The organism is Janthinobacterium sp. SUN137 (assembly GCF_030587265.1).
GTDB classification, from domain to species: domain Bacteria; phylum Pseudomonadota; class Gammaproteobacteria; order Burkholderiales; family Burkholderiaceae_D; genus Janthinobacterium; species Janthinobacterium kumbetense.
Genome location: NZ_JAPWHZ010000002.1, coordinates 1293082 through 1316887, shown reverse-complemented (window position 1 = coordinate 1316887; position 23806 = coordinate 1293082). Strand labels below are relative to the sequence as shown.

At 64.7% G+C, this 23806-nt stretch carries 18 protein-coding genes; 13 read left to right on the top strand and 5 right to left on the bottom strand.

Features of this window, described 5'->3' with window-relative positions:
- Nucleotides 1–71 precede the first annotated feature (71 nt).
- Nucleotides 72–2534 (top strand): TonB-dependent receptor, encoded by a 2463-nt coding sequence (locus tag O3298_RS14035; RefSeq protein ID WP_305059717.1) that lies wholly within the window; start codon nucleotides 72–74, stop codon nucleotides 2532–2534.
- 4 nt (nucleotides 2535–2538) lie between these two features.
- Here the strand turns inward: O3298_RS14035 and O3298_RS14030 are convergent, their stop codons facing one another.
- Nucleotides 2539–2916 (bottom strand): SirB2 family protein, encoded by a 378-nt coding sequence (locus tag O3298_RS14030; protein WP_289909645.1) that lies wholly within the window; start codon nucleotides 2914–2916, stop codon nucleotides 2539–2541.
- Between the two features lie 87 nt (nucleotides 2917–3003).
- Nucleotides 3004–3450, bottom strand: a complete 447-nt coding sequence (locus O3298_RS14025) for a GNAT family N-acetyltransferase (RefSeq protein ID WP_289909646.1) — start codon at nucleotides 3448–3450, stop codon at nucleotides 3004–3006.
- Nucleotides 3451–3733: 283 nt separating this feature from the next.
- Between O3298_RS14025 and O3298_RS14020 the strand changes: the two genes are divergently transcribed.
- The 3 genes from O3298_RS14020 to O3298_RS14010 all read left to right on the top strand — a co-directional run bounded on the left by O3298_RS14020 (nucleotide 3734) and on the right by O3298_RS14010 (nucleotide 7117).
- Nucleotides 3734–4978: a nitrate/nitrite transporter gene (locus tag O3298_RS14020; protein ID WP_289911433.1), complete on the top strand. Its 1245-nt coding sequence runs from the start codon at nucleotides 3734–3736 to the stop codon at nucleotides 4976–4978.
- Nucleotides 4975–6360, top strand: coding sequence for a NarK family nitrate/nitrite MFS transporter (locus O3298_RS14015; protein ID WP_251348993.1), 1386 nt, complete (start codon nucleotides 4975–4977; stop codon nucleotides 6358–6360). Before O3298_RS14020 ends, O3298_RS14015 begins: the two co-directional genes overlap by 4 nt.
- Before the next feature lie 61 nt (nucleotides 6361–6421).
- Entirely contained in the window at nucleotides 6422–7117 is a 696-nt protein-coding gene (locus tag O3298_RS14010; RefSeq protein ID WP_077403725.1) for a carbonic anhydrase, read from the top strand.
- Here O3298_RS14010 and O3298_RS14005 read toward each other — a convergent pair.
- Nucleotides 7103–7474: a ribonucleotide reductase subunit alpha gene (locus tag O3298_RS14005; protein WP_099393481.1), complete on the bottom strand. Its 372-nt coding sequence runs from the start codon at nucleotides 7472–7474 to the stop codon at nucleotides 7103–7105. The two genes, O3298_RS14010 and O3298_RS14005, sit on opposite strands and share 15 nt — an antisense overlap.
- A 245-nt stretch (nucleotides 7475–7719) precedes the next feature.
- Here O3298_RS14005 and O3298_RS14000 point away from each other — a divergent pair, with 245 nt between their 5' ends.
- The 9 genes from O3298_RS14000 (at nucleotide 7720) to O3298_RS13960 (ending at nucleotide 20136) form a co-directional block, all read left to right on the top strand.
- On the top strand, nucleotides 7720–11418 hold the full coding sequence (locus tag O3298_RS14000; protein WP_305059716.1) for a nitrate reductase subunit alpha: 3699 nt from the start codon (nucleotides 7720–7722) through the stop codon (nucleotides 11416–11418).
- Between the two features lies 1 nt (nucleotide 11419).
- The gene (narH, locus tag O3298_RS13995; RefSeq protein ID WP_251348990.1) at nucleotides 11420–12970 is read left to right on the top strand and encodes a nitrate reductase subunit beta; all 1551 of its coding nucleotides are present in this window, start codon (nucleotides 11420–11422) and stop codon (nucleotides 12968–12970) included.
- A gap of 9 nt (nucleotides 12971–12979) precedes the next feature.
- The gene (gene narJ / locus O3298_RS13990; protein ID WP_289909648.1) at nucleotides 12980–13648 is read left to right on the top strand and encodes a nitrate reductase molybdenum cofactor assembly chaperone; all 669 of its coding nucleotides are present in this window, start codon (nucleotides 12980–12982) and stop codon (nucleotides 13646–13648) included.
- A 27-nt stretch (nucleotides 13649–13675) separates the two neighbouring features.
- Nucleotides 13676–14362, top strand: a complete 687-nt coding sequence (narI, locus tag O3298_RS13985) for a respiratory nitrate reductase subunit gamma (protein WP_305059715.1) — start codon at nucleotides 13676–13678, stop codon at nucleotides 14360–14362.
- 15 nt (nucleotides 14363–14377) lie between these two features.
- Complete coding sequence (locus O3298_RS13980) at nucleotides 14378–15124, top strand: peptidylprolyl isomerase (RefSeq protein ID WP_289898147.1); 747 nt, start codon at nucleotides 14378–14380, stop codon at nucleotides 15122–15124.
- A gap of 88 nt (nucleotides 15125–15212) precedes the next feature.
- Nucleotides 15213–16199, top strand: a complete 987-nt coding sequence (gene moaA, locus O3298_RS13975; protein WP_305059714.1) for a GTP 3',8-cyclase MoaA — start codon at nucleotides 15213–15215, stop codon at nucleotides 16197–16199.
- Nucleotides 16200–16225: 26 nt separating this feature from the next.
- Nucleotides 16226–18127 (top strand): type IV pili methyl-accepting chemotaxis transducer N-terminal domain-containing protein, encoded by a 1902-nt coding sequence (locus O3298_RS13970; RefSeq protein WP_289905214.1) that lies wholly within the window; start codon nucleotides 16226–16228, stop codon nucleotides 18125–18127.
- A gap of 24 nt (nucleotides 18128–18151) precedes the next feature.
- On the top strand, nucleotides 18152–18814 hold the full coding sequence (locus O3298_RS13965; RefSeq protein ID WP_034781594.1) for a response regulator: 663 nt from the start codon (nucleotides 18152–18154) through the stop codon (nucleotides 18812–18814).
- Nucleotides 18815–18924: 110 nt separating this feature from the next.
- Nucleotides 18925–20136, top strand: a complete 1212-nt coding sequence (locus O3298_RS13960; protein ID WP_305059713.1) for an NnrS family protein — start codon at nucleotides 18925–18927, stop codon at nucleotides 20134–20136.
- A gap of 3 nt (nucleotides 20137–20139) precedes the next feature.
- On the opposite strand, the gene O3298_RS13955 is transcribed toward O3298_RS13960, so the two are convergent.
- Nucleotides 20140–20265 (bottom strand): hypothetical protein, encoded by a 126-nt coding sequence (locus O3298_RS13955; protein WP_257218626.1) that lies wholly within the window; start codon nucleotides 20263–20265, stop codon nucleotides 20140–20142.
- A gap of 33 nt (nucleotides 20266–20298) precedes the next feature.
- Complete coding sequence (locus tag O3298_RS13950; RefSeq protein WP_305059712.1) at nucleotides 20299–23742, bottom strand: response regulator; 3444 nt, start codon at nucleotides 23740–23742, stop codon at nucleotides 20299–20301.
- Nucleotides 23743–23806: the final 64 nt, after the last annotated feature.

Below are 23806 nucleotides of genomic sequence, written 5' to 3'. Positions count from 1 at the left end.
AGTGAGGGGTTTTCGATTTTCGCGTGACATAGCGAGTGAACCCTTCATTCACTTTCAGGAAAACAGTCCGCATGCCCAGCACAACGCCTATTTACGCCTCTTCCATTTCCAGCACATGCCGCCGCAGCGTGGCGGCGCTGGCCGTCAGCCACGCCCTGTGGCTGCTCGCCGCCGGCGGCGCCTCGGCAGCCGCACCCCTTGCGCAGGCAGCCAATGCGGCGCGCATCGAGCTGGCGATACCCGCCGGTACCCTGGAACAGGTGCTGGTGCGCTTCGGCCAGGAGACGGGCACCATGATTTCCTACCAGGCCGCCGCCGTGGCGGGCAAGCGCAGCGCGGGTCTGGCGGGCAGCTACAGCGTGCCGCAAGCGCTGGGCGCCATCGTCGCCGGCTCGGGCTTGCGCGCCGTGCCGCAGGCGAACGGCGGTTATGTGCTCGACGTGGCGGCGGCCGATGGCGGCCAGACCATGCCCGAGATGAAGGTCAGCGCCAGCTTTGATGCGAACGGTGCGACGGAAGGCAGCGGTTCCTATACGACGCAGACCATGCGCTCGGCCACGCGCCTGGGCCTGTCCGTGCGCGAGACGCCGCAAGCCGTCAGCGTGGTCACGCGTCAGCAGATGGATGACCAGAACCTGCAAACGGTGGAAGAGGTGCTGCAAAACGCGGCCGGCGTGGCCATCAACCGCTACGACAGCGACCGCACCTCGTTCTTCGCGCGCGGCTTTTCCATCGCCAGCTATCAATACGATGGCATCCCCACCACGGTCGACAATGCGTTCAGCGTGGGCGACAGCACCCTGGACATGACGGCCTACGACCGGGTCGAGATTGTGCGCGGCGCCACGGGCCTGCTGACGGGCGCGGGTGAACCGTCGGCCACCATCAACCTGGTGCGCAAGCGCGCGTCATCCCGGCAACTGGCCGGGAATGCAGCCCTGAGCCTGGGTTCCTGGAGCAATGCGCGCGCCAGCGCGGACGTCTCCACGCCACTCACCACGGATGGCAAGGTGCGCGGGCGTGTCGTGGCCAGCTACCAGGATAGCGAATCGTATGTGAGTCTGTATCACGCCAAGAAAGCCATGGCGTATGCCACCGTGGAAGCGGACCTGGCGCCCGGCAGCGTGCTGATTGCCGGCTATGAGTACCAGGATAATCGCCCGCGCGGCGGCATGTATGGCGGCTTGCCGCTGTGGTATGCGGATGGCGAACGGGCCACCTTGCCCCGTTCCGCCACCACGGCAACCACCTGGAGCCGCTGGTTCAGCACCAGCCAGACGGCCTTTTTGCGCCTGGAGCAGGACCTGGGCAAGGGCTGGAACCTGACGGCCATGCTGAATCACGGCTGGGGAAATTATTCGGCAGCCGAGCTTTTCGCCAATACCTGGCCGGACAAGGCCACGGGTCAGGGCGTGACGGGCTACACAGGGTTTTACTCGGGCACGCGGCGCCAGGACAGCGTCGACGCCTATGTGCAAGGACCGGTGCAGCTGCTGGGGCGCACGCACGACCTGGCGTTCGGCGTCTCCGGCAGCAACCAGTTCTCCAGCAACCCGGGCATCTCGGGTGGCAGTGTCGATTATGGCAATTTCCATCAATGGGAGGGCGTGACGCCGGAGCCGGACTGGAACGACGCGAATTTCTCGCGCTGGCAGCTGCTCGACACGGTGCAGCAGCGCGGCATCTACGGTACGGCGCGCTTTTCGCTGGCCGACCCCTTGAAACTGATCGTCGGCGCGCGCTACAGCCGCTACAAGGCGGACCACGTCGACGACTGGGGCGGCAGCTATGCGTATGCCAAGCACGCCGTCACGCCGTACGCGGGCCTGGTGTGGGATATCGATGCGCAGCATGCGCTGTACACCAGCTACAGCAAGATCTTCAAGCCGCAGGGTAACCAGGACCGCTTCGGCCGCTATCTCGATCCCGTGCAGGGCAAGAATGTGGAAGCGGGCGTGAAGGGCGAGTATTTCGGCGGCCGATTGAACGCGGCGCTGGCCGTGTTTCGCATCGCGCAAGACGGCCTGGCGCAGGAGGACACGGGGCATTTCGTCGGCAATTCGCTGACGCAGGCGTATTACGCGGCTGCCGGCACCACCAGCAAGGGCGTGGAACTGGACGTCTCGGGCGAGCTGACAAAGGGTTGGAATGTGTCGGCCAGCGTGTCGCACGCGGCGGCCGAGGACAACACGGGCGCGCGCCTGAACAGCTATGTGCCGCAGACGCTGGCGCGCGTGTTTTCCACGTATCAGCTGCCTGGCGACTGGCGCGCGTTATCGGTGGGCGGCGGCGTGAACTGGCAGAGCGGCGCCTACCGCGACGCCACCGGGCCAAAGGGCACGGAGCGCGTGGAGCAGGGTGGTTACGCCGTGGCCAGCCTGATGGCGAAGTACGCGCTGTCGCGCCAGTTGTCCCTGCAGGCGAACGTCAACAACCTGTTCGACAAGCATTACTACAGCCAGCTTGGCATGTATAACCAGGGTTACTGGGGCGCGCCGCGCAACGCCAGCGTCACGTTGCGCTACATGTTCTGATGCATCAGAGCGGCCAGGCCTGCTTGGTGACGGCCACCGCGACGATGTAGGCGAATACCAGCACGGCGAGCGCGAAGGCGGCGCCGCGCACGGCCGGCGTCTTGCCGCGTTTTAGCGCGATGGTGCCCAGCACGATGTAAGCCACCAGCGCGCACAGCTTGGCGGCCAGCCACGGCTGGCTGCCCGGCGACTGGCCGCTCCACACGGCCAGGGTGATGGCGCTGGCCAGCAGGGCCGTGTCGACCAGGTGCGGCAATATCTTCACCCAGCGCTGCTGCAAGGCGGGCGAGGCGCGCAGCATCCACGCGCCGCGCAGGAGGAAAAGAAAGCCGCTGGCGGCGGCGCAACCCATGTGGAAATGCTTGAGGCTCAGATAATCCATGTGTGTGGTGGTGGGCGATGATTGACGATGGCGCCAGCATAGCCGCCTTTGGCGCGCCGCGCCATACGCCGTCGGGATAAGGCCGCCCTAGCGCAGGAATTTGACAAACACGAGTTCAGGATCGTTTTCGTCGAGATGCTCGATCTGGCCGCTGCGCACGAAGCCGGCGCTGGCGAACAGCCGTTGCGCAGCCAGGTTGCTCTCGTTCGTCGAGGTGAACAGCTTGGCCGTATGGCAGGCACTTTCGGCCGTCGTCAGCAGGCACCGCCCCACGCCGTGCCGCTGCTGCCCGGGGGCGACCACCACCAGCGAGACGAAGCCGTAGCCGAAGAAGTCGCCGTGCGTGAGGGCATAGCCGGCCACCTGGCCCGCCCGCATGGCCACCAGACAGTGTCCCTGGCAGACGGCGGCGCGCACGGCATCGCCCCGGCTGGCGTGCGCCTGCGCGTACGCATCGCAGGCCAGCATGGCTGCCACATCGCCAGCCTGGGCCACGCGGGTGATGATGGGGTCTGTTTCGTGCCTGTTCTGCATGCCGCTCCTTTTTCTCCAGGCGCCGAGTGTGCCAAAAATCCCTCCGCTTGTAAAACACCCGCCATCCAGGCTAGGTCCGCGCCGCGCCATCTAGTCACTTTTGCCGATACGGCTATCCAGATTGCCTTTCCAGAATCACCCTGTGACCGATAGTGCCTTTCCCCTCTGCCACGTAAGCTGGTCGGGACGGCTGGCCAGACGGCCAGTGCATTCATGGAGAAACATCGTGGCTACCCTAGATGGCACTAAGAACAACAGTAGTAACAAGGCAGTCGCACCCGGCATGCGGCGCAAGCAGTTTTCCGTGTTGGTCAGCAGCACCTTCGCATTTACCATCTGCTTTGCAGTCTGGATGATGTTTGCCGTACTGGGCATCCCCATCAAGACCAGCCTGGGATTGACTGAAACACAATTCGGCCTGCTGGCCGCCATGCCCGTGCTGACGGGCTCCCTCGTGCGCGTGCCCCTGGGCATCTGGACGGACAAATACGGCGGACGTCGCGTCTTCTTCTGGCTGATGCTGGCCAGCGTGGTGCCGATCTACCTGATCTCCTACGCCACCGCCTACTGGCATTTCCTCGTGCTGGGCATGTTCGTCGGCCTGGCGGGCGGCTCGTTTTCCGTCGGTACGCCCTACGTGGCGCGCTGGTATGAAAAGGAGCGCCGCGGCCTGGCGATGGGCATCTTCGGCGCCGGCAACTCCGGTTCCGCGCTGACCAAGTTCGTCGCGCCCGGCATCGTCGCCGCTTTCGGCTGGCAAATGCTGCCCAAGGTGTATGCGGTCGCCATGCTGGCCACTGCCATCATCTTCTGGTTGTTTTCGTACTCGGACAAATCGCATCTGGCGCCGTCGGGCGAAAGTTTTACCGAGCAGATGAAGGTGCTGAAGGATCCCCGCGTGTGGCGCTACTGCCAGTACTACTCGGTGGTGTTCGGCGGCTACGTGGCGCTGGCGCTGTGGATGACGAAGTACTACGTGGCTGAATACGGCTTCGACCTGAAGCACGCGGCGCTGCTGGCCGCCTGCTTCTCGCTGCCGGGCGGCGTGCTGCGCGCGTTTGGCGGCTGGATCTCCGACAAATACGGTGCGGCGAAAGTCACCTGGGCCGTGATGTGGGTGTGCTGGGTGTGCTTCTTCCTGCTGTCGTATCCGCAAACCCAGATGGTGGTGGAAACCGTCACCGGGCCGCTGGCCTTCCATATCGGCCTGTCGCCGCTGTGGTTCACCGTGCTGCTGTTCATCGTCGGCATCGCCATGGCCGTGGGCAAGGCATCCGTCTTCAAGTTCATCGGCGATGATTTTTCCGACAATATCGGCGCCGTCTCGGGCGTGGTCGGCCTGGCCGGCGGCTTGGGCGGCTTCATCCTGCCCGTGATGTTCGGCGCCCTGGTGGACTTCACCGGCGTGCGTTCGAGCTCCTTCATGCTCTTGTACGGCACCGTCTGCGTTTCCCTCGTCTGGATGTATTTCTCGTTCAAGCCGCTGCGCGCGGCACCTATCCCTCAACCTGCAGGAGCAAAAGCATGAGCCGCTACATGATCAATACGTGGGAGCCGGAAACCCCGAGCTTCTGGCAAAACACGGGCAAGGCCACGGCCGCGCGCAATCTGTGGATCTCGATTCCCGCGCTGCTGCTGGCGTTCGCCGTGTGGATGGTGTGGAGCGTAGTGGTGGTCAACCTGCCCAACATCGGCTTCACCTACAGTAACAACCAGCTGTTCTGGCTGACGGCCTTGCCGGGCCTGTCCGGCGCCACCTTGCGCATCTTTTATTCGTTCATGGTGCCGATCTTCGGCGGGCGCCGCTGGACGGCCATTTCCACCGGGTCCCTGCTGATTCCCGCCATCGGCATCGGCCTGGCCGTGCAGGATGTGAACACGGGCTATCCGACCATGCTGATCCTGGCGCTGCTGTGCGGCTTCGGCGGCGGCAATTTCGCCTCGTCGATGGCCAACATCAGCTTTTTCTATCCGAAGGCGAGCAAGGGCTTCGCGCTGGGCATGAATGCTGGCCTGGGCAACCTGGGTGTGTCGGTGGTGCAGTTCGTCGTGCCGCTGGTGATCACCTTCGCCGTCTTCGGCGCCTGGGGCGGCGATTCGCTCACCTGGGTCAAGAATGGCGTGAGCAAGGACATGTGGCTGCAAAACGCGGGCTTTATCTGGGTGCCGTTCATCGCCTTGAGCACCTTGCTGGCCTGGTTCGGCATGAATGACCTGGCGTCGGCGAAGGCTTCGTTTTCCGAACAGGCGGTGATCTTCAAGCGCAAGCACAATTGGCTCATGTGCTGGCTGTACACGGGTACCTTCGGCTCCTTCATCGGTTATTCGGCCGCCTTTCCGTTGCTGATTAAGATCCAGTTCCCCGACGTGAATCCGCTCGATTACGCCTTCCTCGGTCCCCTGGTCGGTGCGCTGGCGCGCGTGGCCGGTGGCGTGATTTCCGATAAATTGGGCGGCGCCCGCGTCACGTTATGGTCGTTCCTGCTGATGATCGGCGCCGTGCTGGGCGTGCTGTACTTCATGCCGCAAGCCGGCGTGGGTGGAAGTTTCACCGGTTTCTTCTGGATGTTCATGCTGCTGTTCGCCGGCACCGGTATCGGCAATGCGTCGACCTTCCGCATGATCCCCGTGATCTTCTTGACGGAACACCAGCGCGCGGCCGCCGGCAAGGGCAAGGCGGAGCAGGAGCAAGCCATCGTCGACGCCAACAAGGAAGGCGCTGCCGTCCTGGGTTTTACGTCGGCCGTGGCCGCGTATGGCGCCTTCTTCATCCCGAAGAGCTATGGCACCTCGATTTCGCTGACGGGCAGCCCCGACGCGGCCCTGTGGTGCTTCATCGGCTTTTATGTCAGCTGCATCGCCATCACCTGGTGGTGCTACGCCCGTAAAAACGCGCCGATGCCTTGCTAGTTAGCGTCAGAATGCCTGGCAAGTCCTTCTTGCCGGGCGTTGTATTCAGTAAGAGGTAGTCATGGAAGAACTGGAAAAATTCGTCAACGGCTTCAGCCTGTTTCAGCAGCAGTATTTCAGCGAGCCGCAGACTTTGTACGACAGCCTGCGCGACGGGCAGCGGCCCTCGACCTTGCTGATCGGCTGCTGCGATTCGCGGGTCGATCCCATGCTGCTGACGGGCAGCGATCCGGGCGACATGTTCGTCGTGCGCAATATCGCCAACCTGGTGCCGCCGTGCACGCCCGACGCGCCGCCCGGCGTCAGCTCGGCCATCGAGTTCGCCGTCTGCAAGCTGGAAGTGGCCAGGGTCATCGTGCTCGGACATGCGCGCTGCGGCGGCATCCGCGCGCTGCTCGAACCGCAGCCGCGCGCGGAAGGCCAGGAAACGGACTTCGTGGGACAGTGGATGCGCATTGCCGAACCGGTGGCGCAGCGGGTGCGGCGCGAGCTGGCGCACCGCTCGTCGGCGGAACAGCACCATGCGTGCGAACTGGCCAGCATCCTGCAGTCGCTGGACAACCTGCTCACCTACCCATGGCTGAAACGGCGGGTGGAGCAGGGATTATTGAAATTGCATGGATGGTATTTCGACATCGACAGCGGGGCGCTGATGGCGTATTCGGCGCGCCAGCAGCAGTTTTTGCCGCTGGTCTGTCCCATCGAAAGGGCGCGCCACCTTCATGAGCGCCCTTGGCCGGATTCAGCTAAAACGTAACAAATCCCCGCTGCGGTCAAACGCCAGCAGGCTGTCGATGCGGCCTTGCTCGATGGCCGTCACCATGGCGCGCAGGGGCGCTTCGCATTCCTGCGCCGCCGGCGGCTGGCCGTCCTGGCCCGCCAGTCCCGCCACGAAGACCACGTCCCAGTGCGTCTGCATCTGTTTCGACTCCTCCTTCAATGTTTCGAAGCTGTCCAGTTCCTCGGGCAGCTTGTCGGCGCACATCACGGGCGTGAGTGACTTGCCCTGGCCGCCAGGCTGGGCCTGCGCCTGCGTAAAGGTGAACAGCAGGCGTTGCGGCTGTTCCTGGTTGCGGGCGCTGCGCAGCAGGCTGGCGTAATCGGTAATCGACATGGTGCTCTTTCTCTGTGTTGAACGATGACGACAGGTATACCGCAGCGCCGCCTTGCCGCCCATAGGCAATAGTGACTATCCGGGTGACTACGCGCCTATGCATTCCTGGTGCCGGAAACCGACTTCTTGCCAATACCGCCGAGCATGGCGCATCGCTAGACTGTTTGTATCGACGCTTGAGCCATCCTGCTTGCAGCGTTTTTTAAGACCTGGCGCCGCTGCCTGCGGCGCACTGTGGAGGTAGCATGAGTCACTTTCTGGACCGCCTGAAATTTTTTAGCAAGCCCGCCGAGCCGTTTTCAAACGGCCATGGCACCGTGGTCGATGAAGACCGTACCTGGGAAAACGCCTACCGCCAGCGCTGGCAGCACGACAAGATCGTGCGCTCCACGCATGGCGTGAACTGTACCGGCTCGTGCAGCTGGAAGGTGTATGTCAAGAATGGCCTGATCACCTGGGAAACCCAGCAAACCGATTACCCGCGCACGCGGCCCGACCTGCCCAACCACGAACCGCGCGGCTGCCCGCGCGGCGCCAGCTATTCCTGGTACGTGTATTCGGCGCAGCGCGTGAAATATCCGATGGTGCGCGGCCGCCTGATGGAAATGTGGCGCGAAGCGCGCAAGACCATGGACCCCGTCACGGCCTGGGACTGGATCAGCCAGGACCCTGTGCGCTCGCAGCAGTACAAATCCATCCGCGGCCTGGGCGGTTTCGTGCGCGCCACGTGGGACGAATCGAATGAAATCATCGCCGCCGCGAATGCGCTGACGATCAAGAAATACGGCCCGGATCGCGTCGTCGGTTTTTCGCCGATTCCCGCCATGTCCATGGTCAGCTATGCCTCCGGCACGCGCTACCTGTCGCTGATCGGCGGCGTGGCCCTGAGTTTCTACGACTGGTACTGCGACTTGCCGCCGGCCAGCCCGCAAGTGTGGGGCGAGCAGACGGACGTGCCGGAATCGGCCGACTGGTACAACTCGACCTATCTGATGGTATGGGGCTCGAACGTGCCGATGACGCGCACGCCGGACGCCCACTTCTACACGGAAGTGCGCTACAAGGGCACGAAAACCGTGGCCATCTCGCCCGACTACGGCGAAATGGTGAAGTTCGGCGATATCTGGCTGGCGCCGAAGCAGGGCACGGACGCCGCGCTGGCGCTGGCCATGGGCCACGTCATCCTCAAGGAATTCCACTCGGAAGGGCAGAGCGCCTACTTCCGCGACTATGCGCGCCAGTACACGGACTTCCCGATGCTGGTGCTGCTCAAGGAGCATAACGGCACCCTGGTGCCCGACTACTTCCTGCGCGCTTCGCACCTGGACAACAACCTCGACGAAACCAACAATCCGGAATGGAAAACCCTCGTCATCGATGAAACCACGGGTGCGATCACCGCGCCGGCCGGCTCCATCGGCTTCCGCTGGGGCGAATCGGGCAAGTGGAACCTGGAGCAGAAGGCGGGCGGCAGCGGCGCGCCCATCGTGCCAATGCTCTCCATGATCAATGACAGCGACGCCGTCACGGAAGTGGGTTTCGCCTACTTCGGCGGCAAGGATGCGTCCGACATGCTGCTGCGCAAGGTGCCGGTGAAAACCATCCGCCTGGCCGACGGCAGCACGGGTCTGGTGACCACCGTGTTCGACCTGACTCTGGCCAACTACGGCATCGATCGTGGCCTCGGCGGCGAAAACGTGGCCGAAAGCTATGACGACGACGTGCCGTACACCCCCGCATGGCAGGAAAAGCACACTGGCGTGAAGCGCGCCGACGTCATCACCGTGGCGCGCCAGTTCGCGGAAAACGCGGACCAGACGCGCGGCAAGAGCATGGTCATCGTGGGCGCCGGCCTGAATCACTGGTACCACATGGACATGACCTATCGCGGCATCATCAACATGCTGATGATGTGCGGCTGTATCGGCCAGTCGGGCGGCGGCTGGGCCCATTACGTGGGCCAGGAAAAGCTGCGTCCGCAAACGGGCTGGACGCCTTTGGCCTTCGCCCAGGACTGGGTGCGCCCGATGCGCCAGATGAACGGCACCTCGTTCTTCTATGCCCACACGAGCCAATGGCGCCATGAAAAGCTGGAAACGGGCGACATCGCCTCGCCATCGGCAGCCGGCGGCACGGGCGACCTGACCCTGCTCGACTACAACGCCAAGGCCGAGCGCATGGGCTGGCTGCCATCGGCGCCGCAGCTGCAAACCAATCCGCTGGAAGTGGCCAAGGCCGCGAAGGCGGCAGGGCAGGCGCCGGCCGCGTATGCGCTCGACCAGATCAAGGCGGGCCAGCTGCAGTTTTCGTGCGATGACCCGGACAACCCGGCCAACTTCCCGCGCAATATGTTCGTCTGGCGCTCGAATATCCTCGGCAGCTCGGGCAAGGGTCACGAGTACTTCCTGAAATACCTGCTTGGCACGCAGAATGGCTTGCTCAGCGACGAGGACGACTGCCTCACGCCGAAGCAGGTGAAAGTGCGCCCGGCCGCCGAAGGCAAGCTCGATCTGCTGGTGGTGCTGGACTTCCGCATGTCGACCACGTGCCTGTACGGCGACGTGGTGCTGCCGACGGCCACCTGGTATGAAAAGGACGACTTGAACACGTCGGACATGCATCCGTTCATCCACCCCTTGTCGGAAGCCGTGCAGCCCTTGTGGCAATCGAAGTCGGACTGGGAAATCTACAAGGGCATCGCCGAGAAATTTTCGGAAATCGGCGGCGAGCTGCTGGGCACCCAGCAAGACATCATTTTGACGCCGCTGATGCACGACACCCCAGGTGAACTGGGGCAGCCATTCGATCCCAAGGATTGGCGCGCGGGCGAATGCGACGCCATTCCCGGCAAGACCATGCCGAACATGACGGTGGTCGAGCGCAATTACCGCGACGTCTACAAGAAATTCACCTCGATCGGCCCGCTGCTGGAAACCATCGGCAACGGCGGCAAGGGCATTTCCTGGAAAACGGGGCATGAAGTAGAGGTATTGCGCGGCGTGAACCGCACGGTGCTCGACGAGGGCGTGTCGAAGGGCCAGCCGCGCCTCGATACGGCCATCGATGCGGCCGAGATGATTCTGTCGCTGGCGCCGGAAACGAATGGCCACGTGGCCGTGAAAGCCTGGGCCGCGCTGTCCACCATCACGGGACGCGAGCACACCCACCTGGCGCTGCCGCGCGAGCATGACAGCATCCGCTTCCGCGATGTGCAGGCGCAGCCGCGCAAGATCATTTCCTCGCCCACCTGGTCGGGCCTGGAAAGCGAAGAAGTCAGCTACACGGCCGGCTATACCAACGTGCATGAACTGATCCCATGGCGTACCCTGACGGGCCGCCAGCAGTTCTACCAGGATCACCTGTGGATGCGCGATTTTGGCGAGGGGCTGTGCGTGTACAAGCCGGCCATCAACACGAAGACGACGGAAGCGCTGCTGGGCACCAAGCCGAACGGCAACAAGGAACTGGCGCTGAACTTCCTGACGCCGCACCAGAAGTGGGGCATCCACTCCACGTATTCGGACAACTTGCGCATGCTGACCCTGTCGCGCGGCGGTCCCCACGTGTGGCTGTCGGAAACCGACGCGCAGACGGCCGGCATCGTCGACAACGACTGGATCGAAGTCTTCAACGTGAATGGCAGCCTGACGGCGCGCGCCATCGTCAGCCAGCGCATCCCGGCCGGCATGACGATGATGTACCACGCCCAGGAAAAGATCATCAATGTGCCTGGCGCGGAGATGACGGGCAAGCGGGGCGGCATCCATAACTCGGTGACGCGCGCCGTACCCAAACCGACGCACATGATCGGCGGCTACGCACAACTGGCGTACGGTTTCAATTACTACGGCACGGTGGGCTCCAACCGCGATGAATTCGTATTGGTGCGCAAGATGAACAAGGTCGACTGGCTCGAAGGCCCGTTGCAGGAAGAAGGAGCATAGTATGAAAATCAGAGCGCAAATCGGCATGGTGCTGAACCTGGACAAGTGCATTGGCTGCCACACCTGTTCCGTCACCTGCAAGAACGTGTGGACCAGCCGTGACGGCGTCGAGTACGCATGGTTCAACAACGTGGAAACCAAGCCAGGCATCGGCTATCCGAAGCAGTGGGAAAACCAGGACAAGTGGAATGGCGGCTGGCGCCGCACGGACGCGGGCAAGATCGAGCCGCGCCAGGGCAGCCGTCTGAAAATCCTGGCGAATATCTTCGCCAACCCAAACCTGCCCGCCATCGACGAGTATTACGAGCCGTTCACCTACGACTACGAGCACCTGCAAAGCGCGCCGCTGTCGCAGACGCCGCCGACGGCCCGTCCCATCTCCGTGCTGACGGGGAAAAAGATGGAGAAGATCGAGTGGGGCCCGAATTGGGAAGATGACCTGGGCGGGGAATTCGCTCAGCGCAGCAAAGATAAACTGTTCGACAACATGCAGAAGGAGATGTACGGCACGTTCGAAAACACCTTCATGATGTACTTGCCGCGCCTGTGCGAGCATTGCCTCAATCCGACGTGCGTGGCGTCTTGCCCGTCCGGCTCCGTGTACAAGCGCGAAGACGACGGCATCGTGCTGATCGACCAGGACAAGTGCCGCGGCTGGCGCATGTGCATCTCCGGTTGCCCGTACAAGAAGATTTACTACAATTGGTCCTCCGGCAAGGCGGAGAAGTGCACCTTCTGCTTCCCCCGCATCGAAGCGGGCCAGCCGACCGTGTGCTCGGAAACGTGCGTGGGCCGCATCCGCTACCTGGGCGTGCTGCTGTATGACGCCGACAAGATCGAGGCTGCCGCCTCCGTGCCGCAGGAGCAGGACCTGTACCAGGCGCAGCTCGACCTGTTCCTCGATCCGCACGACCCTGCCATCATCGCCGAGGCGCGCCGCCAGGGCATCCCCGACCTGTGGCTGGAAGCTGCCGTCAAGTCGCCCGTCTACAAGATGGCCGTCGAGTGGAAGGTGGCGTTCCCGCTGCATCCGGAATACCGCACCTTGCCGATGGTGTGGTACGTGCCGCCCCTGTCGCCGATCCAGGCGGCCGCCGAATCGGGCAAGCTGGGCGTGAACGGCATGCTGCCGGATACGCAAAGCCTGCGCATTCCCGTGCAGTACCTGGCCAATTTGCTGACGGCCGGCGACCAGCCGCCCATCGTCTCGGCGCTGGACCGCATGCTGGCCATGCGTGCCTACATGCGCAGCAAGACCGTCGAGAAGGTGGAAAACCTCACGGTATTGAAGCAGGTGGGCTTGACCAAGGCGCAGGTGGAGGACATGTACCACATCATGGCCATCGCCAATTACGAAGACCGCTTCGTCATCCCCAGCAGCCATAAGGAAATGGCGGAGGACAGCTTCAACGAGAAGGGTTCGTGCGGTTTCAGCTTCGGCAACGGCTGCTCGGACGGCACCAGCGAACCGACCTTGTTCGGCAAGAAAAAACACGGTTCGGCCATCTTCATGCAGATGCCGAAGTCGCGCAAAACGGCGCCCGGCGCTTAAGGAGCTCATATGGAACACGCTATGCATCACTACCAAGTCCTTTCTCGTCTGCTGCTGTATCCCGAGCCCGAGCTGATCGAACACCTGCCGCAGCTCGATGCCGCGCTGGCGGCCGTGCCGGAGCAGCACGCGCTGCTGCAGCCCTTGCTGGCGCACCTGGAAAGCAGCAGCCTGATCGACCTGCAGCAGCAGTACGTGGCTACGTTCGACCGCAACCCGTCGCACTCGCTGCACCTGTTCGAGCATATCCACGGCGAATCGCGCGACCGGGGCCAGGCCATGGTCGACCTGATGGAGGAATACAAGCGCCACGGCCTGCAAATGGTGGGCGACGACTTGCCCGACTTCGTGCCCCTGTTCCTGGAGTTCCTGGCACAGCTCGACGAGGCGGCTTCGGCGCCGCTGCTGGGCGACGCCGTCCACGTGCTGGCGCACATCGGCCGCAAGCTGACGGCCAACGGCAGCCCGTATGCGCCCATCTTCACCTTGCTAGAACGCCTGAGCCCCGTGGCGGCCGAAATGCTGGCCGAACCGCCGGTGCGCGACATGGATGAAGCGCTGGAAACCTTCGGTCCCGGTGCGGACGGCGTCGAGCCGTTGCTGCGCCAAGGTCAGGGCCAGGTCGCGGGCGGCGTCCATCCCGTGCATTTTCACCCGCAGCCGCGGCGCGCCGCTTGAATCGCGTCCGCATGAGGAGAGTACATCATGAGTAATTACTTGCATCAATTTGTGTATGGCATTTATCCATACATCGCGCTGGCCATCTTTTTCCTGGGTAGCCTGATCCGTTTCGACCGCGAGCAATATACGTGGAAGTCCGATTCCAGCCAGCTGCTGCACCGCGGCAGCCTGCGCCTGGGCAATATTCTGTTCCACATCGGCATCATCGGCCTGCTGTTCGGCCATGCGGCCGGCTTGCTCACCCCCGTCTGGGTGTGGGATACGCTGGGCGTGTCGCACAGCCTGAAGCAGGGCGTGGCCATGGCGGCAGGCGGCGTGATGGGCAGCCTGTGCCTGGCCGGCATCCTGATCCTGCTGGTGCGCCGCTTTTCCAATGAGCGCTTGCGCGCCGTCACCACGGCCGGCGACAAGCTGGTGATGGTGTGGATCCTGCTGACCTTGCTGCTGGGACTGTCGTCGATCTTCGTCTCCGCTTCGCACATGGATGGCCACATGATGGTCTTGCTGATGAACTGGGCGCAGCACATCGTGACTTTCCGCGGCGACGCGGCCAGCTTCATCGTTGATGCGCCGCTGGTGTTCAAGCTGCACCTGTTCATGGGCATGTCGCTGTTCGTCATCTTCCCGTTCACCCGCCTGGTGCACGTGTGGAGCGGCTTCGGCGCCATCGGATACCTGGGCCGCGCCTATCAGTTGGTGCGCCGCCGCTAAGAAAGGAGCTACATCATGGGAATTTCCGTCAATGGCATCGATATCGACGATGCCGACATCGCGCAGGAATTGCCGCATCACGACGGCGCCGGCAATCCGCTGAAACAGGCCGTGCATGAACTGGTGCTGCGCCGGCTGCTGCAAGACGAGGTCGAACGCCTCGGCGTGCAGGGCGGCAGTCTTGACGACCGCATCGAAGCGCTGTTCGCGCAGGAAGTGCGCGTGCCGCCCGCCGACGATGCGGCTTGCCGCACCTTTTATGCGCAGCGCCCGCAGCTGTTTAGCAGCGGGGCGCTGGTCGAGGCGCGCCACATCCTGTTCCAAGTGACGCCGGAGGCGCCTTTGGAACTGCTGCGGGCCACGGCGCAAGCCGTGCTCGACGCCCTGAAGCTGGCACCCGAGCGCTTCGGCGAACTGGCGGCGCAGTATTCGAACTGCCCCTCGGGCGCCCTGGGGGGCAACCTGGGCCAGCTGTCGCCGGGCCAGAGCGTGCCGGAGTTCGACGCGCTGCTGTTCCGCCTGGAAGAGGGTGCGCTGGCCGGCCATTTGCTGGAAACGCGCTTCGGCTACCACATCGTGCAGGTGCTGCGCCGGGTCGAAGGCCAGGTCATCGCCTACGAGGCGGTGCAGGCGCAGATCGCCGACCGCCTGTCGCGGGCCGCGTGGCAGCGCGCCGTGCACCAGTATCTGCACTTGCTGGTGGGGCGCGCGGAGATCGCCGGCGTCGAACTGGAAGGCACAGCCAGTCCGTTAGTGCAATAGACCGGAAGGCGTAGGCCGCTAGGCCTTCTGGGGCACAGCCAGATCGTGCCCCAGCCTTTACAATCAAGGAAGAAACAGGAGTAGCGTCATGGGTAGCGTCAAGTTGCAGGACCGTTTTGGCCGTTCGATCGATTATGTGCGGCTGTCCGTCACCGACCGCTGCGATTTGCGCTGCGGTTATTGCATGCCCAAGGGCTTTCGCGGTTTCGAAGAGCCGAAGGACTGGCTGACGTTCGACGAGATCGAGCGCCTGCTGGGTATTTTCGTTCGCCTCGGCACGCGCCGCGTGCGCCTGACGGGCGGCGAGCCCCTGTTGCGGCGCAACCTGCCGGAGCTGGCGCAGCGGCTGTCCGCACTGCCCGGCTTGCAGGATTTGTCGCTGTCGACCAATGCCACGCAGCTGGGCAAGCATGCCGTGGCCCTGCGTGCGGCCGGCGTGGACCGCATCAATGTCAGCCTGGACTCCCTGGACCGCGCCTGCATGCAGCAGATCACGGGGCGCGACAGCCTGCAGCCGATTCTCGATGGCCTGATGGCGGGCAAGGGGGCCGGTTTCGACCCGATCAAGATCAACATGGTGGCCATGCGCGGCGTCAATGACAGCCAGATCGAGGCCATGGCGGCCTTCTGCATCGAGCAGCAGTTCATCCTGCGCCTGATCGAAGCCATGCCGATGGGCAGCACGGGCCGCAATGCCCGCTACATGCCGCTCGGTCCCGTGCGCGAGCGCCTGGCGGCCCGCTTTGGCCTGGTGCCGCAGGCGATGGAGCTCGGTGGCGGGCCGGCGCGCTACATGGCGACACCCGATGGACGCTCGAGCATCGGCTTCATCACGCCCATGTCGCAGCATTTTTGCGCCACCTGCAACCGCGTGCGCCTGTCCGTCGATGGTACCCTGTACCTGTGCCTGGGCCAGGAAGAGAAATTCGCCTTTGGCCCCATGCTGCGCGACGGGGCCACGGATGCGGAGATCGAAGCGGCGATCCGCGCCGCCATCGAGCTCAAGCCGCAGCAGCACGATTTCAATACGCAGCCGGACAAGATTATCCGTTTTATGGCCCAAACCGGAGGCTGAACGGGGCGGTGCCAAGTAAAGGGTGTATGAAATTTAAAGCGATGTTTTCCTCCTGGCAGAAGCTGTCGACCAAGATCGTCGGCGCGCTGCTGCTCATGCTGGTGCTGGCCCTGAGTGCCATCGGCTGCACTCTGTTCCTGTCGTGGCAGCTCGAAGGCAGTTCGGCCGCCATCAACGAGACAGGCCGGCTGCGCATGCAGACCTACCGCCTGACCCTTTTGCTTGCCAGCGACGCGGGCGAGCAGGCGCGCCAGCAAGTGCTGCTGATCGACGAGACCCTGGCCAAGATCGGCCATGGCGACCCGCAGCGCCCCTTGTTCCTGCCGCCCAGCAGCGCCATCAAATCCGAATTCGAGCGCATCGGCACCGCCTGGCGCGGCGCCTTGCGTCCGGCCGCCCTGGCCGCCGACTCCAGCGCGCGCGCGCGCCAGTTCGAGCATGACGCCGACACCTTCGTGGGCCAGGTCGACCAGCTGGTGCGCCTGATCGAGCACGATAGCGAACAGCGCACCTTCTGGCTGCGCGCCTCGCAACTGATCCTGGTCGGCATGGCCGTCATCGGCACGGTCAGCATGATTTACCTGATGTTCATGCTGATCATCGAACCGGTTACGCGCCTGCGGCTGGGTATGCAGCGCATGAAGGAACGCGATTTCAGCGTGCGCCTGGCCGTCGAGAGCAATGACGAATTCGGCCAGCTGGCCAGTGGCTTCAACCAGATGGCCGACCGCCTGCAGGCGCTGTACGGCAACCTGGAAGAGGGCGTGCGCAGCAAGACGGCCACGCTGGAATACCGCAACCGCGAACTGGCGCTGCTGTACGAAAGCGCCGCCTTCCTGCAGCGCCCGCAGCCGCTGGAAGACATCTGCGGCGGTTTCATGCAGCGCATCGTCGACTATTTCGAGGCCGACGGCTCCACCGTGCGCGTGCTCGACGCCGAGCGGGGCAACCTGCACATGGTGGTGCACCACGGCCTGTCCGAGGAACTGGTGGCGTCCGAGCATTGCCTGAAGGTGGGCGACTGCCTGTGCGGCACGGCCGTCGAGATGAAGGTGGCGAAGGTGCACGACATGCGCCGCATCGACAAGGCGCACGAGCTGCGCTGCCACCGCGAGGGCTTTGCCACCGTCTCCGTCTTCCATATCCACGCGCACGAGCAGCACCTGGGCTTCTTCAACCTGCATTTCCGCCATGCGCGCGTGTTTTCCGCGCGCGAGCTGGCCTTGCTGGAAACGCTGGGCCAGTTGCTGGGCATCGCGCTGGAAAACCTGCGCCTGGCTGCGCGCGAACGCGAAATGGCCATTTCCGAAGAGCGCAACCTGGTGGCGCAGGGGCTGCACGACAGCATCGCGCAAAGCCTCAATTTCCTCAACCTGCAAGTGCAGATGCTCGACGACTCCGTGCGCAACGCCCGCTTCGACGAGGTGGCGGGCATCGTACCGGCCCTGCATGCGGGCGTGAAGGAAAGCTACGAGGACGTGCGCGAACTGCTGGCCAATTTCCGCAGCCGCCTGATGGAAGATGACCTGATCGGCTCCCTGCGCGCCGCGGTGGACAAATTCCGCCGCCAGACGGGTATCGACGCCGAACTGCTGGCCGATGTCGACGGCGCGCCATTCCCCCGCGAGCAGCAATTGCAGTTATTATTCATCGTGCAGGAAGCGCTGTCGAACATCCGCAAGCACGCCCAGGCCAGCCACGTCGAGGTGCGCCTCGCCGACCACCAGGACTTTACCTTGACGATCAGCGACAATGGCGTCGGCTTCGACGCTTGCGCCGTGCTGGAAAAGGGCGACAGCCATGTCGGCATCCACATCATGCGCGAGCGCGCGCAGCGCATCGAGGCCACGTTCGACGTGCACGCCTGTCCTGGCGGCGGCACCACCGTCGAACTGCATTTGTCGCGCGAACAGCGCCGCGCCGCCTAAGTAACCACCTGAAAGTACAAAAAAATGGAGACACCCGATAAACCGATCACCGTCATGCTGGTGGACGACCACGCGCTGTTCCGCAGCGGCATACGCTCGCTGCTGCAGCGGCATACGGACTTTTCCGTCGTGGGCGAGGCGGCCGATGGCGTGGAAGGCATCAAGCGCGCCATCCAGTTGCAGCCCGACGTGGTGCTGCTGGACCTGAACATGGCCGGCATGTCCGGCGTGGAAGCGCTGCAGCTGATGCAGCACGATTGCCCGGACACGGCCATCGTCATGCTGACCGTGTCCGAAGATGCGGAAGACCTGGCGACGGCCCTGCGCGCGGGCGCCTGCGGCTACCTGATCAAGAATATCGACGCCGATTACCTGGTGCGCGCCATCCGCCGCGCCGCTGCCGGGGAAGTCGTCATCGCCGAAGCCATGACGGGCAAGCTGGTGGCGCAGCTGCAGGCGGGCACGCGGCGCGAGGAGCCCGTGTCGGAACTCGACAAGCTCACGCCGCGCGAAAAGGAAATCATCGACTGCCTGTCGCGCGGCGAGAGCAACAAGGGCATCGCCCGCACGCTGGACCTGGCCGAAAGCACGGTCAAGATCCACGTGCAGAACGTGCTGAAAAAACTCAACCTCACCAGCCGCGTGCAGGCGGCCGTGTACGCGGTCGAACACCGCCAGGGCAAGTAGCCTGCGCCGGCGGCTAGTCCTTGCGGGCTAGCCGTCTAATCCTTTTGCCGATGGCGGCAGCTGCGCTTTTAAAGTAGTATATTGAATATATCTTTAAATGCGAGCCCATCATGGCCATCACCCCGATCAGCGAACCATCTCCTTCTCCCTCCGCCCCCGGCGCGGCGCCCTGGCATGCCGGCCACGCCGTCTGGCAACTGGGTTTCCGCCCGTTTTACCTGCTGGCGGCCGTGTTTGCGGCCATTAGCATTCCCCTGTGGCTGGCCAGCTACTTCGGCGTGCTGGCGGGCGGCTTGCACGTGGGGCTGGGCTGGCATATGCATGAAATGGTGTTCGGCTTCGCGCTGGCCGTCGTCGTGGGTTTCCTGTACACGGCGGGGCGCAACTGGACGGGCTTGCCCACGCCGCATGGCGCGCCGCTGATGGCGCTGGCGGCGCTGTGGCTGGCGGGGCGCGTGGCCATGCTGTGCGGGCCCAGCTTGCTGGCGGCGCTGGTCGACTGGCTGTTCCTGCCGCTGGCCGCCTGGCCCCTGTATCGGGTACTGCGCCGCTCGGGCAATACGCGCAACCTGTTCCTCGTCGGCTTGCTGGCCTTGCTGGCGCTGGCCAACGGCCTGTTCCATGCGGCCGTGCTGGGCTGGCTGCCGTTGTCGCTGTTCCTGCCCGTGCAGGTGGCCATCTTCATCATCGTGCTGATCGAATCGGTGATCGGCGCGCGCGTGATCCCCATGTTTACCCGCAATGGCGCGCCTGGCAGCACGCCCGTGGCCAGTCCGCAGCGGGCCTTGATCGCCGTGGCCTGCATGGCTGCGGCCGCGATCGCGTGGCTGGCCGGCGCGCCGGCCTGGCTGACGGCGCCGCTGGCCTTCTGCGCTGCCGGCGTCTCGCTGGCCAACCTGCTGGCCTGGCAGCCGCAGCGCACCCTGGGCGTGCCGCTGCTGTGGATACTGCACCTGTCGTATGCGTGGATAGGCATCGGCTTTGCGCTGCTGGCGGCCGCCAGCCTGGGTCTGCTGCCGGCAAGCGCCGCGTTTCACGCGCTGACGGTGGGCTCGATGGCGGGCCTGATCATCGGCATGATGACGCGCACCACTCTGGGCCACACGGGGCGGCCGTTGAAAGGCGGCAGGGCGGAAGCGGCGATGTACTGGCTGATCCAGCTGGGCGCGCTGGCGCGCCTGCTGGCTGCCGCCGGTCCCGCAACGCTGGCCATGCCGCTGCTGCTGGCAGCGGGCGCGTGCTGGTCGCTGGCCTTTGGCCTGTATGCGTGCGTGTATGCGCCGTACCTGTGGCGCGCCAGGGTGGATGGCCGCGAAGGCTAAGCGTCAGAAAGGGCGCCAGGCCAGCAGTTTCCTGATTTCCGGCGTCCAGTAGGACAGCGATTCGCCCACGACGAATAGCAGCAGGCCCAGCATCAAGGCTCTCAGCAGTAAATCCCTGCACCAGATCATGGCGTCTCCCAAAATTTCATATTGGCAAGTTTATCATTGGCATGCCCGGCCATGTTGCGTTTTTGGTACGGCAGCCTGGTCGGGCGGCGGCGTCCGTGCCGTAAAGGTCGCGACGGCCGCGATGGCGTGCGCCAGCGCCTGCTCCAGTGTGTCGAGCGCGGCGTCCGCATCGTCGCCGGCGTGCAGCAGCTGTTCGGCATGCCGGGCCGCATGCAGGGTGGCGGGCAGGGCCAGGCTGCCCGCCTCGCCGGCCAGCTTGTGCGCCAGCGCGGCCGCGTCGCCGCGCGCATTGGTCGCCAGCAGCGCCCGCATGGCGCCGACCGTGTCGCCGCAGGTGTTGCTAAAACGCAACAGATGCTTGCGGTAGGGCGCTTCATCGAGCCACTGCGCCATCCCTTGCGCCAGGTCGATCGCAGGCGCCGCGCCGGCCGGCGGCTCGGTCATTGCCATTTCGGCCGTGACAGGCTGCAGGGCAGGCAGCCCTTGCGCATGACGCCGGTGCGCGCGCGCCACCAGGGCGATGGTCTGCGGCACGTCAAACGGTTTGCTGATGAAATGGTTCACGCCCGCTTCCAGTGCCGCCGTGCGCTGCGTCTGGAAGGCGCCGGCCGTCAGCGCCACCACGGGCAAGTCCTGGAACTGCGGCAACTGGCGCAGCGCGCGCGTAGCCTGCAAGCCATCCATGACGGGCATCTGCACATCCATCAGCACGATGTCGACGTCGGCGGGGTGGGCCAGCAGCCAGTCCAGCGCCTGCTGGCCGTCGCAGGCGAACGAGGGCACGGCGCCCTGGTCGCACAGGATATGCCTGACCACGTCGCGGTTGATTTCGCTGTCGTCGACCACCAGCACGCGCACGCCGGCCAGCTGGCGCTCTTCCAGCGGAGCCAGACTGGCGTCCAGGCCGGCGTCCCTGGCGCGCTGCTGGCGCGCAGCCATCACCGCGTTGTACAGGCTGGAAGCGGTCACCGGCTCGTTGAGGATGGCATCGGCGGCATAGACCGGGTCGGTGCGCCGCCGTGCCGGCGCCATTGCCGGCGCGCCGCTGGCGGCCAGGATGACGACGGGGCAGTCCTGCGGCGGCAGGTATTCGCGCAGCGCGCGCGCCGTCGCTTCGCCGTCCAGGTCCGGCATGCGCGCGGCCAGCACCACGACGCCGGGCCGCTCGTCCTCGGCGCAGGCCAGCGCATAATCGAGTGCCGCCTGGCCGCCGGACACGGCATGCACGCTCCAGCCCAGGCCGCGCGCCACGGCGTCCACCGCCTCGCGCGTGCCGGCGTTGTCGTCGGCCAGCAAGACATGCAGGCCCTGCATGTCGGGCGAGGACAGGGCGCCGGCGGGCATTAATTGCACCGGCACCGTGAAACTGAATTCGCTGCCCTGGCCCAGGCCGCTTTTCAGCTGCAGGGTGCCGCCCATCAGGTGGACCAGCTGGCGGCAGATGGTCAAGCCCAGTCCCGTGCCGCCGAAGCGGCGCGTGGTGGAACTGTCGGCCTGGGCGAAGGCGGAAAAGATCGCTTCCTGCACCTCGGGGGCGATGCCGATGCCCGTGTCGCGCACGCAAAAGCGCAGCACCGCGGCGTCGCCGTCGCGGCTGTCCAGCGTAGTCAGCAGCTCGACCTTGCCTTGCGGCGTGAACTTGATGGCATTGCTGCCCAGGTTGACCAGCACCTGCTCCAGCCGCAGCGCGTCGCCCAGCATGTGGTCGATACCGTCGGGCAACGGCCCGATCCGCACCTCAATCGGCTTGTCGTGCGCGGCAACGCCCATGCTGGCGGCAATCTTTTCGATCACCTCGGCCAGGCGGAACGGCGCCTGTTCGATGCGCATGTGGCCCGCCTCGATTTTCGAGACGTCCAGCACGTCGTTGATGATGCCCAGCAGGGACTGGCCGGCGGCGCGGATCTTGCGCGTCATCAACAGTCCATCTTCATCCAGGCGGCCCCTTTCCAGCAGCCAGGCCATGCCGAGGATGGCGTTCAGCGGCGAACGGATTTCATGGCTCATGTTGGCGAGGAATTCCGCCTTGCTGCGGTTGGCCGCTTCGGCCCCGTCGCGCGCCAGCAGCATGGCCGCCTCGGCCTGCTTTTGCGCGGAAATATCCTGGGCAAAGATCAAGGTGGCCGGCCCATCCTTGAGCATCACGCGCGTGCTGGTCTTGAGGGTGGGCACGGGCCGGCCCTGCTTGTCGAGGCCGATGGCTTCAAACACCTGTTCGCTGGCCGAATCGGCCTCGATCAGCGCCTCGTTGCTTGCCAGCGCCACTTGCGAGTCGGCCGTGAGCATGGTGCGCCAGGCCAGGCCGCTCAGGTCATCCTCGGGTGCATAGCCATGCAGGTGGCGGTAGCGCGGGTTGGAATACACGAAGCGCCCATGGCGCAGGATGGCGATCGCCACGGGCGCATCTTCGATCAGGGTGCGAAAGCGCGTTTCGCTGTCGGACACGGCTTGCATGGCCTGGCGTTCCCTTTCCTGTTCCACCTGCCAGGCCGCCTGCTGCCGGCGCCGCCGCTGGCTCCAGAACAGCAGGCTGGCCGCGGCCAGCGCCAGCATGGTAAAACCGAGCACGTAGCCCAGCGCCTGGCGCCGCAGGGGAGCCGCGATGGCCGCTTCTTCGCGGCTCAGGCCGATGATCAGGGCGCGGTCCATGTGCAGCGCGGCGGGGGCGATGGTTGCCATCGCCATGACGCGGGGGGAGGCGGACCCGCCGGCGCCGGCAATCTCGACGCCGCTCAGCACGCCCGCCTGAAAGCCGCTGTCGCGAAAGCGCCGCAGGAAGCTGCCGGGCGCGTCCACATTGCCGCCATTGGCGTTCCTTGGGGGATAGTTCAGGAATTGCCGGCCGTCGCCATGCACGACCACGGCCCAGACGTCGGGCGCATACATGGCGGTGCGGAACTTGGCCGTGAAATAGTCGGGGTCGAAGGTGGCCACGACGCCGCCGGCAAAGCGGCCTTGCCGGTCCTGCACCATGCGCGCCGCCGTGATGACCAGGTCCCGCTTGAAGGACAGGAAAGGCGCCGAGATGTACAGCATGCGCGCATCGGGGGCGTCGCGCGCCGTCTGGAAGTAGCCGCGGCGCGAAAAATCCTGGCCGGCCAGTTCCGGGATGTTGGTGGCGACCGGCTTGCCGCCGACATCGATGACCAACATGGTGCGCACGCCCGGCATGGCGTCAACCAGCGCGGCCAAGCGCCGGGGCAGCGCTTGCCCGGCGTCGGGCGCGGCGCCGGCGGCAAGATAGTCGCGGATCACGCCGTCGAGCACCAGGTTGGTCGACGCCAGGTCGACTTCGATATTTTTTGCCAGCAGCGCAGTCAGCACGCTGAGCCTTTCGCGCTCGGCCGCATCGTGCCGCGACGCTTCGGCCAGGTGCGCGTAGGCGAGGGCGGCAGCCACGATCAGCAGCCCGAGGAGCAAAAACAGCCATTCGATCAATCGCCTGTGCACTGCCGCCGCGTCTGAGTGGTAGGTCATGTGGCGATGCTATACCCGATATGCACGGAGAACAACTTTTGCGCATGACTACGCAGGTGATAGT